Annotated in this window: 16 protein-coding genes; 9 read left to right on the plus strand and 7 right to left on the minus strand. The window is 64.4% G+C overall.

All coding sequences use genetic code 11. The features are described from left to right. Window positions 1–30: 30 nt before the first annotated feature. On the plus strand, window positions 31–1008 hold the full coding sequence (locus AB7F49_RS09875) for a magnesium transporter CorA family protein (RefSeq protein ID WP_428521780.1): 978 nt from the start codon (window positions 31–33) through the stop codon (window positions 1006–1008). Window positions 1009–1075: 67 nt separating this feature from the next. Here AB7F49_RS09875 and AB7F49_RS09880 read toward each other — a convergent pair whose 3' ends face one another. Then, window positions 1076–1831 carry an SDR family NAD(P)-dependent oxidoreductase gene (locus AB7F49_RS09880; RefSeq protein ID WP_428521782.1) on the minus strand — a complete coding sequence of 252 codons (756 nt, stop codon included), beginning with the start codon at window positions 1829–1831 and terminating at the stop codon, window positions 1076–1078. 36 nt (window positions 1832–1867) lie between these two features. After that, on the minus strand, window positions 1868–2509 hold the full coding sequence (gene pdxH / locus AB7F49_RS09885) for a pyridoxamine 5'-phosphate oxidase (protein WP_428521784.1): 642 nt from the start codon (window positions 2507–2509) through the stop codon (window positions 1868–1870). A gap of 84 nt (window positions 2510–2593) precedes the next feature. Here pdxH and AB7F49_RS09890 point away from each other — a divergent pair, with 84 nt between their 5' ends. Then, window positions 2594–3025, plus strand: a complete 432-nt coding sequence (locus AB7F49_RS09890; protein ID WP_428521786.1) for an RT0821/Lpp0805 family surface protein — start codon at window positions 2594–2596, stop codon at window positions 3023–3025. Between the two features lie 171 nt (window positions 3026–3196). Next, window positions 3197–4177: a DnaJ C-terminal domain-containing protein gene (locus tag AB7F49_RS09895; RefSeq protein WP_428521788.1), complete on the plus strand. Its 981-nt coding sequence runs from the start codon at window positions 3197–3199 to the stop codon at window positions 4175–4177. Between the two features lie 21 nt (window positions 4178–4198). Here the strand turns inward: AB7F49_RS09895 and AB7F49_RS09900 are convergent, their stop codons facing one another. Further along, complete coding sequence (locus AB7F49_RS09900; RefSeq protein WP_428521790.1) at window positions 4199–5011, minus strand: anti-sigma factor family protein; 813 nt, start codon at window positions 5009–5011, stop codon at window positions 4199–4201. Between the two features lie 31 nt (window positions 5012–5042). Then, window positions 5043–5534, minus strand: coding sequence for a sigma-70 family RNA polymerase sigma factor (locus tag AB7F49_RS09905; RefSeq protein WP_428521792.1), 492 nt, complete (start codon window positions 5532–5534; stop codon window positions 5043–5045). Window positions 5535–5884: 350 nt separating this feature from the next. On the opposite strand from AB7F49_RS09905, the gene fabI reads away from it, so the two are divergent. Then, window positions 5885–6703, plus strand: coding sequence for an enoyl-ACP reductase FabI (gene fabI, locus AB7F49_RS09910; protein WP_428521794.1), 819 nt, complete (start codon window positions 5885–5887; stop codon window positions 6701–6703). Window positions 6704–6816: 113 nt separating this feature from the next. On the opposite strand, the gene AB7F49_RS09915 is transcribed toward fabI, so the two are convergent. Continuing rightward, entirely contained in the window at window positions 6817–7299 is a 483-nt protein-coding gene (locus AB7F49_RS09915) for a hypothetical protein (protein WP_428521796.1), read from the minus strand. Between the two features lie 349 nt (window positions 7300–7648). On the opposite strand from AB7F49_RS09915, the gene aroC reads away from it, so the two are divergent. Genes aroC through AB7F49_RS09930 form a run of 3 tightly spaced genes read left to right on the plus strand, consistent with a single transcriptional unit; the run spans window position 7649 to window position 10792 of the window. Then, window positions 7649–8773 carry a chorismate synthase gene (gene aroC / locus AB7F49_RS09920; protein WP_428521798.1) on the plus strand — a complete coding sequence of 375 codons (1125 nt, stop codon included), beginning with the start codon at window positions 7649–7651 and terminating at the stop codon, window positions 8771–8773. Between the two features lie 10 nt (window positions 8774–8783). Beyond that, entirely contained in the window at window positions 8784–9875 is a 1092-nt protein-coding gene (gene ribB, locus AB7F49_RS09925) for a 3,4-dihydroxy-2-butanone-4-phosphate synthase (RefSeq protein ID WP_428521800.1), read from the plus strand. A 35-nt stretch (window positions 9876–9910) separates the two neighbouring features. Continuing rightward, window positions 9911–10792 carry a DUF1194 domain-containing protein gene (locus tag AB7F49_RS09930; RefSeq protein WP_428521802.1) on the plus strand — a complete coding sequence of 294 codons (882 nt, stop codon included), beginning with the start codon at window positions 9911–9913 and terminating at the stop codon, window positions 10790–10792. A 134-nt stretch (window positions 10793–10926) separates the two neighbouring features. Here AB7F49_RS09930 and AB7F49_RS09935 read toward each other — a convergent pair whose 3' ends face one another. After that, window positions 10927–12165, minus strand: coding sequence for a class I SAM-dependent RNA methyltransferase (locus tag AB7F49_RS09935; RefSeq protein WP_428521894.1), 1239 nt, complete (start codon window positions 12163–12165; stop codon window positions 10927–10929). 309 nt (window positions 12166–12474) lie between these two features. Between AB7F49_RS09935 and AB7F49_RS09940 the strand changes: the two genes are divergently transcribed. Both AB7F49_RS09940 and AB7F49_RS09945 read left to right on the plus strand, forming a co-directional pair. Beyond that, entirely contained in the window at window positions 12475–13737 is a 1263-nt protein-coding gene (locus AB7F49_RS09940) for an acyl-CoA dehydrogenase family protein (protein ID WP_428521804.1), read from the plus strand. Between the two features lie 25 nt (window positions 13738–13762). After that, the gene (locus AB7F49_RS09945; protein WP_428521806.1) at window positions 13763–14185 is read left to right on the plus strand and encodes a hypothetical protein; all 423 of its coding nucleotides are present in this window, start codon (window positions 13763–13765) and stop codon (window positions 14183–14185) included. On the opposite strand, the gene AB7F49_RS09950 is transcribed toward AB7F49_RS09945, so the two are convergent. Next, on the minus strand, window positions 14182–15606 hold the full coding sequence (locus AB7F49_RS09950; RefSeq protein WP_428521808.1) for an MATE family efflux transporter: 1425 nt from the start codon (window positions 15604–15606) through the stop codon (window positions 14182–14184). The two genes, AB7F49_RS09945 and AB7F49_RS09950, sit on opposite strands and share 4 nt — an antisense overlap. Window positions 15607–15625: the final 19 nt, after the last annotated feature.

Below are 15625 nucleotides of genomic sequence, written 5' to 3' on the forward strand. Positions count from 1 at the left end.
CCGGCTTGAGCCGCATCCGCAGAGGGCGTCATGCTCACCGTCTATATCCCGCGTGGTACCACGCTGGAGTCGCAACCGCTCGAGGCCGGAGAAGAAATTCCAGAATCGGCGGTCTGGCTCGATCTGTTCAATCCGACGCTGGAAGAAGACAGGCTGGTCGAGCATCGGGTGGGCGTCGGCGTCCCGACCCGCGAGGAGATGCAGGAAATCGAGATTTCCAGCCGCCTCTATGTGGAGAACGGCGCGCGCTACATGACCGCGACGCTGATGTCGCAGTCCGACACCCCGTCACCGGTCACGACGGCGGTGTCCTTCATCCTCGCCGGCGCGCGTCTGGTGACGGTCCGCTACGATGAGCCTCGGCCGTTCGCGATGACGCGGCACAAGCTTGGCCGCTTCTGCCCCGCCAACGTGACGGGGCAGACGATCCTGATGGACCTTCTCGACGCGGTGATCGACCGCAATGCGGATATTCTGGAACGGATCGGGACGGAGGTTGACCAGGTCTCGCGCAAGGTATTCGACCAGCGACGAAGCCGGGGCGGTTCGTCGCGGGTCTATCAGGGCATCCTGTTCACGCTCGGTCGCAAGGGCGACCTGACGTCGAAAGTGCGCGACAGCCTGGTTTCGATCGGACGGCTCGTGCTGTTTCTCGCCAATCAGGACGAGACGTCCCGCTGGCCGAAGGAGATGCGCGCGCAGCTTAAGACCATGCAGCGCGACGTGCAGTCGCTTTCGGATCACAGCACCTACCAGACCAACAATATCACCTTCCTGCTCGACGCCATGCTCGGTCTGGTCAGCATCGAGCAGAACAACATCATCAAGCTGTTTTCGGTGGTCGCGGTCGTGCTGATGCCGCCGACGCTGGTCGGCACGGTCTACGGCATGAATTTCAAGCACATGCCGGAACTGGATTATGTGGCGGGATATCCGGTCGCATTGATCACCATGGTGGTATCGGCGATCCTGCCATATCTGTATTTTAAGTGGAAGAAATGGCTGTGATGAGGGCTGCATCGCGGCGCACGTCCTCGCGCCATGTGCGCAGGCCGTAGCCCCGCCAGTCGAAATTCTAGACGTGCTGGCCGCCGTTGATGTGAATTTCGGCGCCGTGCACATAGGACGACGTTTCGGTGCACAGCACATAGACGATCTTCGCCACTTCATCGGGCGTGCCGAGCCGGTGCATCGGGATCTGCTGCTCGACAATCTTGTCGGTACCCGGCGACAGGATCGAGGTGTCGATCTCGCCCGGCGCGATGGCATTGACGCGGATGCCGAGCGGTCCGAAATCGGCGGCCATTTCGCGGGTCAGCGCCGCAAGCGCGGCCTTCGACGTCGCATAGGCGGCGCCCGCGAACGGGTGAACGCGCGAGCCCGCGATCGAGGTCACATTGACCACCGAACCATGGGTGGCCTTCAATTCCTCCATCAGCCCGCGCGCCAGCATGATCGGCGCAAAGAAGTTGACCTGGAACACGTGCTGCCAGGTCTTGACCTCTGTCGCGATCGCGCTCAGCCGCGTGCCGCCGGCCGCCTTGGGCGAAATCGCGGCATTGTTGACGAGCGCGTGCAGCTTGCCGTCCGGCAGCCGGTTCTTGATCTCGGCAATCGCCTCTTCGGTATTGGCCGGATCGGCGAGATCAACCTGGATGTGGTCTTCCGGCCCGGCCTCCCAGGGGCAATTCTCCGGAAAGCCGTGCCGTGAGCAGGTGATGACGCGCCATCCTGCCGCGGAGAAGCGCTTGACGGTCGCATGCCCGATGCCTCGGCTGGCGCCGGTCAGCAGCAGCGTGCGCCGCGGGCCGTTATGGTCTGGCGATGGCATATGCAAATCCTGATGCTGCGCATTCGCGATGCGGATTCACGGATAAAGCCGTGTCTTGACCCAGGGCCCATCCGGTTCGGCGCGGGCGAACACGATCCGGTCGTGTAGGCGGAAGGGGCGATCATGCCAGAATTCTATCGATACCGGCGCCACCCGAAAGCCCGACCAGAAGGGCGGCCTCGGAATCGTTCCAAGCGGATGGCGCGCAGTGACGCCGGCCACTGCCTTTTCGAAGGCCAGGCGGCTTTCGAGTGGCGCAGACTGCCTGCTCGCCCAGGCGCCGATCTGCGCCAGCCGCGGCCGCGTCGCAAAATAGGCATCGGCCTCCGCATCGGACACCGCAGATACGGTGCCGCGAATGCGGACCTGCCGCCGCAGCGATTTCCAGTGAAAGGCCAAGGCTGCCTGGGGGCGCTCGCGCAATTCGCGCGCCTTGGCGCTGTCGAGATTGGTAAAGAAGACGAAACCGCTCTCGTCAAAGCCCTTCAGCAGCACCATCCGCACATCCGGGAAGCCATCCGCACCCGCGGTCGCAAGCGCCATGGCATTGGGATCGGAAGGCTCGGTCCGCGACGCGTCATCCATCCAGCGCGAAAACAGCGCGAAGGGTTCGGCGCTTTCCGTGAAATCACCGTTCCTTAACGGGTCCGGATGTTCAATGGCAGGTGTGTCTGTCATTCCGTGGAGCACCGAGTGGCCGGCCCATCTTCAGCCGTCCGGCAGCCCGTATATAGGCGAGCGTTCACCGCGCGCCTATGCCGAATGCTGCTGAGCGTCGGTGTCTTTGCCGCGGCCTGTGCAGCCTGCGGATGCAGCACCCATGTGAAGCTCGACGGAACCGCCGGCAAGGACGATGACCAGTCGTCACACACCGGCTCGATCCTCACCCCGCCTTCGCCGGAAGGGACCGGGCTGCCGCCAGCGTCCGATCTCGCCTATGCCAAGCTGGCGGCTGCCGAAATCATGAACCGCAACACGCGGGACGCGAGCCTGCCATGGCAAAACCCGGCCTCCGGCGCCCGCGGTACGGTCATCCCGGTTGCGTCGGCCTATCGGATCGAGGGAGAGATCTGCCGCGACTTCATCGCAAGCTACGTCGCCGCCGGCTCGGAAGCATGGATGCAGGGCGAAGCGTGCCGCGTCGACAAGGGGCAATGGGAGGTCCGCAGATTGAAGGCGTGGCGCCGCTCGTGACGCGTGCAGCTTGGGACGGTGGCCCGACAATCGCCGGTCGCTCCCGAAACCTTGCCTGAATCCTGCCGGAATGCTTCCCCGGCGTTGCGAATCCCGGATTACAGTCCCAGATAATGGCGCAATCACCTGCCGGGCCCGGCCCGGCATCTGCCGAAGGGAGTTTGTCTCGACATGCGCGACCCCTATGAGGTCCTGGGGGTGCCGCGGGGGGCTGCGGCTGGCCAGATAAAGTCAGCCTTTCGAAAGCTTGCCAAAAAGCACCATCCGGATGCGAACAAGGATGATCCGAAGGCCGCGGATAAATTCGCCGAGGCGAACAGCGCCTATGAAATTCTGGGCGACGAAGCCAAGCGCAAGCAATTCGATGCCGGCGAGATCGATGCCGACGGCAAGCCGCGTTTCCAGGGCTTCCAGGGCTTCGAAGGCGCGCATCCCGGCGGCGGATTTGGCGCGGGCGCGGGTCCCGACGTTCATTTCGAAACCTTTACCTGGGGGCCGCAGGGCGCCCAGCGCTCGGGCCGCGCCGGCGGCGGCTTCGGCGGCATCGATGATATCCTCAAAGACATGATGGGCGGCCGCGCGCGGCGCGGCGGCGGCCGCAGCTTCGAGCCCGAGGAGTTTGCGCCGCCTCCCGGCCGCGATGCCGTGGCGTCCACCACGATCACCCTGTCCGATCTCGCCCATGGCGGCTCCCGCCGCGTCTATCTGCCGACCGGCAAGGAGGTCGACGTCAAGATTCCGGCCGGCCTGTCCGATGGCCAGCAGATCCGGCTGAAGGGGCAGGGTTTTTCCGATGGCGGAGCGCCGGGCGACGCGATCGTCACCGTGCACATCGCAAAGCACCCGTATTTCGAACGCGATGGCGCCAACATCCGGCTGGAACTGCCAATCACCCTTTACGAAGCGGTTCTCGGCGGCAAGGTGCGCGTGCCGACGCTGGATGGCGCGGTGGAACTGAATATTCCGGCCAATACCAGTGGCGGGCGGACCTTCCGCCTCAAGGGCAAGGGCCTCCCCGACAAGGCCGGCCAGGGTGATCTTCTGGCCACGGTCCGCATCGTGTTGCCCGACACCATCGACAGCGAGCTCGACGAGCTGATGCGCAGGTGGAGGGACGACAAGCCCTACGATCCGCGCAAAAATCTCGGGTGACGGCTCGCCGGTGCCGCCAACTCAACCGCCGTGCCGGCTGACCACCGGTTCGGCCGAGGAGCGGCTGGGATGCGGCGGTGGCGCACGGTTTTCGAGCTGCTCGAAGGCGGCACGCGCCAGCTCCTTCAGCTTCATCTTGTCGGCGGGACCCGCAACCACATAGCCGTAATCGCTGACCACCCAGCGGATCGCCGCGACATTGTCCGACGTGTAATACCGGAAGGCCATCTGCGGTTGCTGCAGCTTCGAGATATAGAACGTGATGCGATCGCCAGCGCTGTTCTCGTACATGAGCAATGCGGCCGGATCGCTGTTACCCGGCAGCAGGCGTCCCCCCATCAGCTTCAGATCGAAAGCGGAAAAGTCCGGCAGCCGCAGCGTGGTGCCGAGCCGCCGCGACAGCCAGGGCGTCAGGTGGGCCTCGCTCGCGCCGACTTCGACGGGATGGCGGATTTCGCCGATGTAGAGCTTGTGCGCGGCAAGTGCGCGCTGCGCGAGATCGTCCGCCGGATCGCCGATCGCGGCCACGACTTCGGTGGTGCTGCGCGCCATCCAGCCCGCAACACCGCCGACCAGAAAGGCGAGCGCCGCCAAAGCGGCCGCGATCGTGCGCCAGTTGCGGCCAGACCGCAGCAAGGCCTCGATCTTGAGACGAGATGGAATCGCTTCGTTCGCAGTATTGTTGAAACGCGCGCGGATCGCGTCGGCCTGCAGGCGCCACGTTGCTACGCGTGAGGCGTCGTCCGGATGGGAAGCAAGCCATTCCTCGACCGCAATGCTGCGGTCGCGCGGCAACTCGCCATCGACATAGGCGTGCAGTTCGTCTTCGGTCACGGGCGATATCCGATCGACCATCGCTGAACCTCTATTTCACGCGGCGCAGCGCCGGGCGCTCGCCGTCGAGATAGGCCTTGATCTGCGCGCGCGCGCGCGCGAGCCGCGACATCACCGTGCCGATCGGCACGCCCTGGACGTCCGCGACCTCGCGGTAGGACAGGCCCTCAAGTACCACCAGCAGCAGCGCCTGCTTCTGATCGTCGACCAGAAGATCGAGCGCGCGCGAAATATCGCGCCCTCCGGCTTCGGGTCCGGCCGAATCGGGCGCATCGTTGTCGTCGAGTGTTGCGGTGAGCGGACGCCGCGCCAGCGAGCGCAACCGGTTGCGGTTCAGATTGGTCAGAATCGTAAACAGCCATGAGCGGATTTCGCCGCCATGGAACAGGTGCTCGGAGCGCAGCGCGCGAACCAGCGTATCCTGAACCAGATCATCGGCGAGTTCTCCGTCGCGGGTGAGGGCCCGGGCATAGCGCCGGAGCGCCGGTACATTGGCTTCCACATCCTGACGAAAGCTGCTCATCTTCAATCGCTGTCCCTGTGATCGGGTTCTGGGCTCGCCAACGGTCCAGGGCTGCCGTCACCATCAGGCAAACACCCTTCGGATATTCAATATTCCGAAAATGTCGCGGTTTTCGCGGATTGGCCCTCTTCTTGAAGGCCACAATACCCTATGCCACAAGGTGGCGCACAAGTGCGGCAGATTTGACGTTCCCGCCGGGATCGCCGCGAGGCAATCGGGACGTCAGATCCAGGGCTGCACCGGACCTGCCGTAGCTGGTGTCCGTCGGTTCCGACGCTTGCAGGAGCACTTGCCGCAAGGGGTGCAAGCGCCGGAACCGGGGCACCGGAGCGCCTTGAAAAGGAATTGCGATGGCGGACGCTTCTGGCCTCATGCGCGGCAAGCGCGGCCTGATCATGGGGGTTGCCAACAACCGTTCGATCGCCTGGGGCATAGCCCGGGCATGCCGCAATCATGGAGCGGATCTCGCCTTCACCTACCAGGGCGACGCACTGAAGAAGCGCGTGGAGCCGCTCGCGGAGGAGGTTGACGGCATCGTGGTCGGCCATTGCGACGTCTCGGAGCCGAAAACCATCGATGCGGCCTTCGATGCGGTCCGTACCGCCTGGGGCTCGCTCGACTTCGTGGTTCATGCCATCGCCTTCTCCGACAAGGACCAGCTCGATGGGCGTTACGTCGACACCACGGAGGACAATTTCGTCAAGACCATGCTGATCTCCTGCTATTCGTTCACGGCAATCGCGCAGCGCGCGGAGAAGCTGATGACGAATGGCGGATCGATGCTGACGCTGACCTATTACGGCGCGGAAAAATGGATGCCGCATTACAACGTCATGGGTCTCGCCAAGGCCGCGCTCGAATCCTCGGTACGCTATCTCGCCGCCGATCTCGGTGTGAAGAATATTCGCGTCAACGCGGTCTCAGCCGGCCCGATCAAGACGCTGGCCGCGTCCGGGATCGGCGACTTCCGGTACATCCTGAAATGGAATGAATACAACACGCCGCTTCGGCGAAATGTCTCGCTGGACGAGGTCGGAGATGCAGCCGCGTATTTCCTGTCGGACCTGTCACGGGGCGTGACCGGCGAAATCCATCATGTCGATGCCGGCTATCATATCGTCGGGATCAAGCATCCCGATGCGCCCGATCTGACAGTCGGCGAGCCTTAGACTAGCGCGCGCGGCTAGCTTTCAGGCGCCGTCCAGGACCCGGGCTCCAAGAAAACAAAACGGCCGGACCGCGAGGTCCGGCCGTTTTCGCGCTAGAGCGCTCCAGTCTGCAATCAGGCTGCGATCCGGTACAGGATCACGTTGTCGGCCTTCTTGGCCTTCTTCGCCTTCTTGCCCTTCTTCTTGGCGGCGGCGGAGATGTCGGTCGCGATCAGTTCGGCCTTCTTGGCCTTCTTCGCCTTCTTGCCCTTCTTCTTGGCGGCGGCGGAGATGTCGGTCGCGATCAGTTCGGCCTTCTTGGCCTTCTTCGCCTTCTTGCCCTTCTTCTTGGCAGCGGCGGAGACGTCGGTCGCGATCAGTTCGGCCTTCTTGGCCTTCTTCGCCTTCTTGCCCTTCTTCTTGGCGGCGGCGGAGACGTCGGTCGCGATCAGTTCGGCCTTCTTGGCCTTCTTCGCCTTCTTACCCTTCTTCTTCGCGGCGGCCGAGAATTCGTCGCTCTTCGCAACGCTCGGCGTCGCCTGAGCCGCGATCACCGGCGACAGGGTCGTCGACCCAATGAAGCCGATCGCAGCAATAATGGCGATCAATTTGCGCATGTGTGTGTGTCCTTGTTGGTCGGTCATTCCGGTGCGAGCGGACCTGGTTTGAGCCCCGTGATGCGCCCCCTCCGTACCGCGGAAATTCATTGCAGACTTCGAGCCGTCCAGCAAACGAAAAAATCAAAAAAACGTAGAAAAATCAGTAACTTAATGGGTATTCAGTTTGCCATTAATGCGCGTTCAGGGCTCTGAATGCGCATTAATGGCGGCACCGGTTTTTGGTGCAGTGCGGTGGCGTCTGGGCGTCCCGCGTCCGTGATCGCGAATCGCAGGGACGGCCGGGTTCGGGCTCATTTGACCCTCGGGACCACGCGGGCTACCAAACCGCGGAATCGAAAAAAGCATCATGTCGTTCAATACCTTCGGCCACCTGTTTCGCGTGACCACGTTTGGCGAGAGCCACGGGCCGGCGATCGGCTGCGTCGTGGATGGCTGTCCGCCGCGCATTCCGCTGCGCGTGGAGGAGATTCAGTCCGACCTCGACCGCAGGCGCCCCGGTCAGTCCCGCTTCACCACCCAGCGGCAGGAGCCCGACACCGTCCGGATTCTGTCAGGTGTCTTCACGGATGACGCGACCGGCACGGAGATGACGACCGGCACGCCGATTGCGCTCCTGATCGAAAATGTCGACCAGCGCACCAAGGACTATTCCGACATCAGGGACAAGTATCGCCCGGGGCATGCCGGCTTTCCCTACGATGCGAAATACGGCTTCCACGATTATCGCGGCGGCGGTCGCGCATCGGCACGCGAAACGGCCTCGCGTGTGGCGGCTGGAGCGATCGCGCGCAAGGTGGCTCCGGGTCTCACGGTGCGCGGGGCGCTGGTGCGGATGGGGCCGCATGCGGTCGATCGCACGCGCTGGGACTGGAACGAGGTGCCGCGCAACCCGTTCTTCTGCCCGGATGCGAGAACCGCGGAATTGTGGGCCAGCTATCTCGACGGCGTGCGCAAGGCGGGCTCCTCCGTGGGTGCCGTGATCGAGATCGTGGCCGACGGCGTGCCGGCGGGCCTCGGGGCGCCGGTCTATGGCAAGCTGGATGCCGATCTTGCCGCTGCCTTCATGGGCATCAACGCGGTCAAGGGCGTCGAAATCGGCGACGGCTTCGCAGCGGCGGACCTGTCGGGCGAGGCCAATGCCGACGAGATGCGGATGGGCAATGACGGCAGGCCGGTGTTTCTGTCCAACCACGCCGGCGGCATCCTGGGCGGAATTTCAACCGGGCAGCCAATCGTGGCGCGTTTCGCGGTCAAGCCCACGTCCTCGATCCTGCTGCCGCGGCAAACCGTCGACCGCTACGGCCGCGACACCGACATTGTGACCAAGGGCCGCCACGACCCCTGCGTGGGTATCCGGGCGGTCCCCGTTGGTGAAGCAATGATGGCATGTGTGCTTGCCGATCACTATCTCCGTCATCGCGGGCAGGTGGGAGAGGGGCCGTCCTGGCCGTTTCCTCTGCCAGCTCGCTAACAGGACCCCCATGCTCGAAACCCACCAGCGCATCGACCAGGCCATCGCGGCGTTTGCGCGCGGCGAGATCATCGTGGTCACCGACGACGACGACCGCGAGAACGAGGGCGATCTGTTCGTCGCGGCCTCGCTCTGTACGCCCGAGAAGATGGGTTTCATCATCCGCCATACCTCGGGAATCGTCTGTGCGCCGCTGTCGTCGGATGACGCCAAGCGGCTGCATCTGGACCCGATGGTATCGCGCAACGACGCCCCGCTCGGCACCGCCTTCACCGTCTCGGTCGACGTCAAGCACGGTCTGACCACCGGCATCTCGGCCGAGGAGCGGACCAACACGGTGCGTGCGCTTGCCAACGGCAACAGCGGCGCGGCTGACTTTGTCAGGCCGGGGCATGTGTTTCCGCTGGTCGCGCGCGACGGCGGCGTGCTGATGCGGTCCGGGCATACCGAAGCCTGCATCGATCTTTGCAAGCTGGCCGGGGTGCCGGAAGTCGGCGTTCTATCCGAACTGATGAACGACGACGGCACCGTGATGCGTGGCCGGCAGGTGACCGAGTTCGCGGAGACGCACGGGCTGAAGCGGCTGTCGATCGCCGACCTGATTGCCTATCGCCAGGCGCGCGAGAAGCTGGTCGAGCGCGTCGGCGAATTTCCGGTGGCGTCGCCGATCGGACCCTTGCATGGCTACGCCTATGTGACGCCGTTCGACGCCACCCACCACATGGCGTTCGTCTATGGCCGTCTCGGCGAAGGCAAGGAAATCCTCACCCGTCTGCACCGCGCCGACGTGATCGGCGACGTGTTCGGCGGCGCCAGGACCATCAACGCGGTGCTGCAGCGGTTCAAGGACGAGGGCAGCGGCGTCATCGTCTATCTGCGCGACGGCACCGCCGGCGTGCCGGTGACAGCGATTCCGATCAACGGCGAGACCGAGTCGGAGGCTGCCCGCATCCGGCAGTGGCGCGAAATCGGGCTGGGCGCCCAGATCCTGAAGGATCTCGGGATCAGCTCGATCCGGCTCGTAACCTCGAAAAAATTCACTTACGTGGGGCTCGGCGGCTTCGGTATCGAGATTGTGTCCACCGAATCTGTTGACGGCTGAACGGACACTTTTCCGGCGTTCCACGGCATGGCACCATGCGCCTGAAAGCGCAGGGGGACATCTGGATGCGCCGCCGACAGGCTGTGACCGCAATGCTGGCTTTGGCCGCCGGCATCGTTGCATCCAGCTTCGCATTCATCGCCCAGAGACTTGAGGCGGCGCCGGCCTCGCGCGGCGGGGATCGTCAGCAATCCTCGACCGTCGATGTCGAACTCGTCCTCGCGGTCGACATCTCCTATTCCATGGATATGGAAGAACTGGCGCTGCAGCGTGAGGGCTATGCAAAGGCGCTCACTTCCCCGGAATTCCTCAACGCCCTGCGGCAGGGCATCCACGGCAAGGTCGCGGTCACCTATTTCGAATGGGCCGGCGCCGCCGAGCAGCGTGTCGTCGTGCCATGGCGGGTGGTGGAAGGACCGGAAAGTGCGGGATCGGTCGCAAGCGAGATATTGGCCGCGCCGATCCGCCGCGCCGCGCGCACCTCGATCTCGGGGGCGCTGCTGTATGGGGCGGCTTTGTTCGAAACCAGTGGCCAGCGCGGCGTTCGCCGCGTCATCGACATCTCCGGCGACGGTGCCAATAACAGCGGCCAGCTCGTCACCATCGCGCGCGACGAGGTTCTGTCGAAGGGCATCACCATCAACGGACTGCCGGTGATGCTGAAGCGGCCGAGCTATTCGACCATGGATATCGAATTGCTCGACGACTATTACGAGGATTGCGTGATTGGCGGACCCGCGGCCTTCGTGATCCCGGTCAAGGACCGCGACCGGTTCGTGGAGGCGATCCGCACCAAGCTCGTCCTGGAGATCGCAACCCTGACGCCGCAAACCCGCGTGATCAAGGCGGCGGCCGCCAATCCGCGCGTGCCCTGCACGGTCGGCGAGCGGCTGTGGCAGGAGCGCTGGGGGAATTGAGCCACAGCACGTTATATTGAATCACAGCACACCCTACTGCCGCTCGTCCTCGCGAAGGCGCGGACCCAGAGTCTTTTCGTGCTGGATCCCGCCTTCGCGGGAATGAGCGGAGCAAGTGGGGTGGCTCGCATCCTTCACCGCACGAAACGCGCCACGATCTCCACATGCGCGGTGTATTTGAACTGATCGACCGGCGTGACCCGCATCAGCTTGTAGCCGCCGCCGATCAGGATCGCTGAGTCGCGCGCGAAGGTCGCGGCATTGCACGACACCGCGACCACATTCTTGACCCTGCTCCTTGCGATCTCGCGCGCCTGCGCCTCGGCGCCCTGCCGCGGTGGATCGAAAATCACCGCGTCGTATGCCGAAAGCTCTATCGCCGGCATCGGCAGCCGGAACAGGTCGCGCTTCACCGCCGTAACCTGTTTCAGTCCGGGCGTCGCCTGTGCCGCGCGCGACAGGGCTTCGACGGCCATCGGGTCGCTGTCGATTGCGGTGACGCGGCTGCGTTCGGCGAGCCGCAGCGAGAACGGGCCAAGCCCGCAGAACAGGTCGAGCGCGGTTTTGGCGCGACCCGCATGCTCGACCACCAGCGCTGCAAGCGTCTCCTCGCCGAGCGCCGTGGCCTGCAGGAATGGCCCGGGCGGCAGCGTCACCTGCGCCTTGCCCATCCGGACCACGGGCGGAGCGACGAGTGCCACCATGTCGCCGTGCCGGGTGATCCGGGCGATCCGCCCCGATGCCGCGACGCCGGCGAGTGCGGAGGCGCGCGCCGCATCGAGGGGACCGGAGCCGCGTACATCGATATCGAGGCCGTTCAGCGTCCCGGTGACATGAATATCGAGCGGCTTTTTCAGCGGGCCCAGCACGTCCGCGATTGCCCAGGCGGCGTCGATCGCGCCTTCCATCGCCGGCGCCAGAACCGGGCAGCGGTCGATCGGCACCAGTGTATGCGCGCGCAGCGCGGAGAAGCCGACCTCGACGATCTCCTTGGTGCCTTGCCGGGCATGCAGCACCGCGCGGCGGCGGCCCTCGCCATGTGCATCGATCAGGTCGTCGACTGGCGCATCGATGCCGGCCTGTTGCAAGGCGGCGACCACGAGTTCGCGCTTCCAGGCCCGATAATGCGGCTCCGCCCAATGCTGGATTGCGCAGCCGCCGCAAACGCCGAAATGTTCGCAGAACGGCTCGACGCGGTCGGGCGAGGGCAACACCACCCGCAACAGATGCCGCCGGTCCGGATGGCCCTGCACCGCGTCGGCATCGACGGTCTCTCCGGGCAGGGTATATGGGACGAACAGCGGTCCGCCCGGCGACGACGCCACGCCGTCACCGCGATGCCCGATATCCGTAATGACCAGCCGGTCCACCATGCCAGTGCCGCCGATTTGAAATTCCTGCACCGCCTGCCGCAAGCTCCGGTCAGGAACTTCAAATCGAAAGCGGCACTAGAACCAAAGACTTGCCAGTGCCCTTTGGTTTCCGAAGTTCGCGCAAGAGATTGCCGCGACATATCACGAACTTCGGAAACCGGGCACAACTGTCATGCCCGGATCGGGCCTGCGAGAGCAAGCCCGCTTTGACGAACGCGCTCCGGGGCTGAATGGCTAGACTGACGACGGACTCCAGGTTGCGCTGATGAAAGGGCTATGGTGGTGTCTGCCGGTTCAATGACGGCGCCGATGAAAAATCTCCAAGATCCGATCGACACAGCGATGATGGACACCGTTTCCGCGCCTGATCCCGATCTCTCTTCGGCAGAACTGATTGCTCGCGCCAGGGCGCTGGCGCCGGCGGTCCGCGAAGAAGCGGCGGCGTCGGAAAAGCGCGGCTATTACTCCGACGCGTTGCACGAGAAATTCCGTGACGCCGGCTTCTATCGCATCTTCGTCCCGCGCCGTTTCGGCGGCTATGCCTTCGACTTCCCGACCTATTATCGTGTCATGTTGGAAATCGCGACTGCCGACCCCGGCATTGGCTGGTGTCTCGCGCTCGGCACCAGCCACGCGCTTCATGTCGGAACGTATTTCGAGCCGGCGGCGCAGGAGCGTCTGTTCGGCCCGGGCAAGGGCCACTTCATCGCGCCGGGCTCAATTCCGGCACGCGCCAAGCCGCAATGCGTCGCGACGCCGGATGGCGACGGTTATCGGATTCGTGGAAAGTTTCCCTACGCTTCGGGCGCACCTTTTTCCACGCATCTTCTGGGCGGCGCGCATCTCGAAGGCGCCCCGGACCAGCGCATGATGATCGTGATACCGCGCGAGCAATACGAAGTGCTCGACGATTGGGGCGCCATTCTCGGCCTCAAGGGCAGCGGGTCCAACACCATCGTCGTCAAGGATGGCTGGATCCCGGGCGACTTTGCCCTGCCGCTCAGCAGGTTCCGGCCAAGAGGACCCGATACACCGGGCTGGCGCCTCCACAGGAACGCGCTCTACGCCGGTCAGTTCAGGGGTTATGCCGGCGGCTCTCTCGCCTGTTCCCAGGTCGGCGCGGCCAAGGCGGCGATGGCGGAATACGAGCGCATCATCCGCGGCTCGCGCGCCCATCATGGCCCCGATCTGCCGAAGATTGAGCATCCCGACTTCCAGCGCATATTCGGGCTCGGCATGTCGATGACAATGTCGGCCGAGGCGCTGCTGATGCACACCGGCCAGCTCTATATGGATTACGCGCAGCGCGAGGTCTCGGGTGATCCCTTCACCTTGCTCAAGGCCTATCAGATGCTGGGGATGCACCACCAGATCATCCGCCTGGCCTGGGAGGCCGGGCTCGAATTCTTTCGCGCGGCGAGCTCTTCCAACGCGCTCGATGGCCAGCCCATGCAACGCTTTTTCCGCGACCTCGCCACCTTCAAGAACAACGCGTCGCATCAGGCCGATTTCTTCGCGCCTGAGATCGCCAAGGCCTATTTCGGGCTCGAACTTCCGCCCGAACTGACATGATTTTCGAGTCACTCCAGGAAGTACGATGTATCTCTTCGCGATCGCCGCCGGTGCGGTAGCCTTGATTCACGCCGTCGCGGCATTGCAGCGGCCTCGTCCGGCCGTGATCGTGTCGGGCATCCTGTGGGCGCTCTACGCGTGCTACGAGTATCTGGTGGCGAATGGCGTCCTGTGCGATGCGGACTGCAACATCCGCGTCGATCTGGTGCTCTTCATTCCGGTATTGGGGCTCGCGACATTCTGGGCCTACCAGTCGTATATGGGGCGGCCAGGCCGGACGAAGATCATTGGCACGGTTCTAGGGATCATCGGCCTGCTTGTCGTGGGGCTGGTGGCGGAGGGACTGGGTTACGGCGCTCCGGCGTATGTCGTGATCCTGGGTGCTTTGACGATCGGCGTCATCTACGCGATCAGATCGCGATACGCGGCCAATCGGTCACGACGCTAGTGCGCTGGTCCCGGCACGTCCGGCATGTAACCGCGGCTGGTCAGGATGTGGAAACGGGTCACCAGCATCGCCGCGTAGACGATCACCGAAAGCGACAAGCCGATCCAGACGCCGAAAGCGCCATAACCGAGCGTGAAGCCCAGTCCGTAGCAGGCGGTGAACCCGATCACCCAGAAGCAGATGAACGAGAACAGCAGCGGGATCCGCGTATCATTGAGCCCGCGCAGCGCGCCGGCTGCGATGGATTGTACGCCGTCGCAGATGAAGAAGCTCGCGCCGACGATCATCAGCGTCGCCGCGAGCGCCGCGGTCTGGCCGTTTTCGCTCGTCACCGAGCCGAGGAATACGACAGGCAGCATCTCCCGCGTTGCGATCACGACAAGCGTCATGGTGAACATGAAGCCGACGCCAAGCCAGATCGCAACGAAGCCCGCGGTTCGCGTGCCGGCGCTGTCCCGCCGCCCGACCGCGTGACCGACACGCACGGTCGCCGCCATGGAAATGCCGAACGGCACCATGAACATGATGGAGGCGATCTGCAGTGCGATCTGGTGGGCGGCGAGTGCGGTGGTGGAAATCCAGCCCATCATCAGTCCGGCCGCTGCGAACACGCCGTATTCCAGCAGGAAGGTGCCGGAAATCGGCGAGCCGATGACCAGCAGCTTGCGAAACAGCGGCCAGTCCGGGCGCCAGAAGCGGCCCATGACCTGGTACTTCCTGAACGGCCGCAGCGAATAGCAGACCCAGATGGCGGCAATGCACATGCCGAGATTGACGATGGTGGTCGCGATGCCGGCGCCGAGCAGATCGAGCCGCGGCAATCCGAACTCGCCATAGATCAGGGCATAGGCGAGGGCCGCATTGGCTGGGATGGCGGCGAGCGTGATCCACAGGCCGGGCTCGGGCCGGTTCACCGCGCCCATGAAGCCGCGCAGCGCGATGAACCACCAGGACGGGATGAGACACCAGGCCAGGCCATAGAGATAGCGCGCGGCGAGTGTCGCCGCCTCCTCGGTCTGTCCGAGGACCAGCAGGATGTCCCTGCCGTAAAGCTGCACCAGACTGAGCGGGATGCCGAGGAGGGTCGCGGCCCATAAGCCGACCCGCAGCGCGCGGCGCACCATGCGCGGATCGCGCGCGCCGAAGGCCTGCGCGGCGAGAGGCGCCACCGCCGAAACCAGGCCCATGCCAAGAACGAAGACCACGAACAGCACGGTATGGCCGAGCGCGGCGGCTGCCACGACATGGTCCCCGAGCCGCCCGAGCAGCGCAAGGTCACTGGTCATCATCGCGATCTGGCCGAGTTGCGTCAGCGCGATCGGCCAGGCGAGCCGGACCGTTTCGGTCAGCTCGGTGCGCCAGCGTGACGCAGTATTGGCCGGGACGGGGACCCCGGCGGCCAGGGTGGTTTCCAATGTCATCGGATCAGGCGTGGTGGCT

Source organism: Pseudorhodoplanes sp., from assembly GCF_050250235.1.
GTDB lineage: Bacteria > Pseudomonadota > Alphaproteobacteria > Rhizobiales > Xanthobacteraceae > Pseudorhodoplanes.

Excerpts from the sequence above, each read along its gene's own strand:
- AB7F49_RS09875 (WP_428521780.1), top strand. The coding sequence starts at position 31 with ATGCTCACCGTCTATATCCCGCGTGGTACCACGCTGGAGTCGCAACCG.
- AB7F49_RS09880 (WP_428521782.1), bottom strand. The coding sequence starts at position 1,831 with ATGCCATCGCCAGACCATAACGGCCCGCGGCGCACGCTGCTGCTGACC.
- pdxH (WP_428521784.1), bottom strand. The coding sequence starts at position 2,509 with ATGACAGACACACCTGCCATTGAACATCCGGACCCGTTAAGGAACGGT.
- AB7F49_RS09890 (WP_428521786.1), top strand. The coding sequence starts at position 2,594 with ATGCTGCTGAGCGTCGGTGTCTTTGCCGCGGCCTGTGCAGCCTGCGGA.
- AB7F49_RS09895 (WP_428521788.1), top strand. The coding sequence starts at position 3,197 with ATGCGCGACCCCTATGAGGTCCTGGGGGTGCCGCGGGGGGCTGCGGCT.
- AB7F49_RS09905 (WP_428521792.1), bottom strand. The coding sequence starts at position 5,534 with ATGAGCAGCTTTCGTCAGGATGTGGAAGCCAATGTACCGGCGCTCCGG.
- fabI (WP_428521794.1), top strand. The coding sequence starts at position 5,885 with ATGGCGGACGCTTCTGGCCTCATGCGCGGCAAGCGCGGCCTGATCATG.
- AB7F49_RS09915 (WP_428521796.1), bottom strand. The coding sequence starts at position 7,299 with ATGCGCAAATTGATCGCCATTATTGCTGCGATCGGCTTCATTGGGTCG.
- aroC (WP_428521798.1), top strand. The coding sequence starts at position 7,649 with ATGTCGTTCAATACCTTCGGCCACCTGTTTCGCGTGACCACGTTTGGC.
- ribB (WP_428521800.1), top strand. The coding sequence starts at position 8,784 with ATGCTCGAAACCCACCAGCGCATCGACCAGGCCATCGCGGCGTTTGCG.
- AB7F49_RS09930 (WP_428521802.1), top strand. The coding sequence starts at position 9,911 with ATGCGCCTGAAAGCGCAGGGGGACATCTGGATGCGCCGCCGACAGGCT.
- AB7F49_RS09935 (WP_428521894.1), bottom strand. The coding sequence starts at position 12,165 with ATGGTGGACCGGCTGGTCATTACGGATATCGGGCATCGCGGTGACGGC.
- AB7F49_RS09940 (WP_428521804.1), top strand. The coding sequence starts at position 12,475 with ATGAAAAATCTCCAAGATCCGATCGACACAGCGATGATGGACACCGTT.
- AB7F49_RS09945 (WP_428521806.1), top strand. The coding sequence starts at position 13,763 with ATGTATCTCTTCGCGATCGCCGCCGGTGCGGTAGCCTTGATTCACGCC.
- AB7F49_RS09950 (WP_428521808.1), bottom strand. The coding sequence starts at position 15,606 with ATGACATTGGAAACCACCCTGGCCGCCGGGGTCCCCGTCCCGGCCAAT.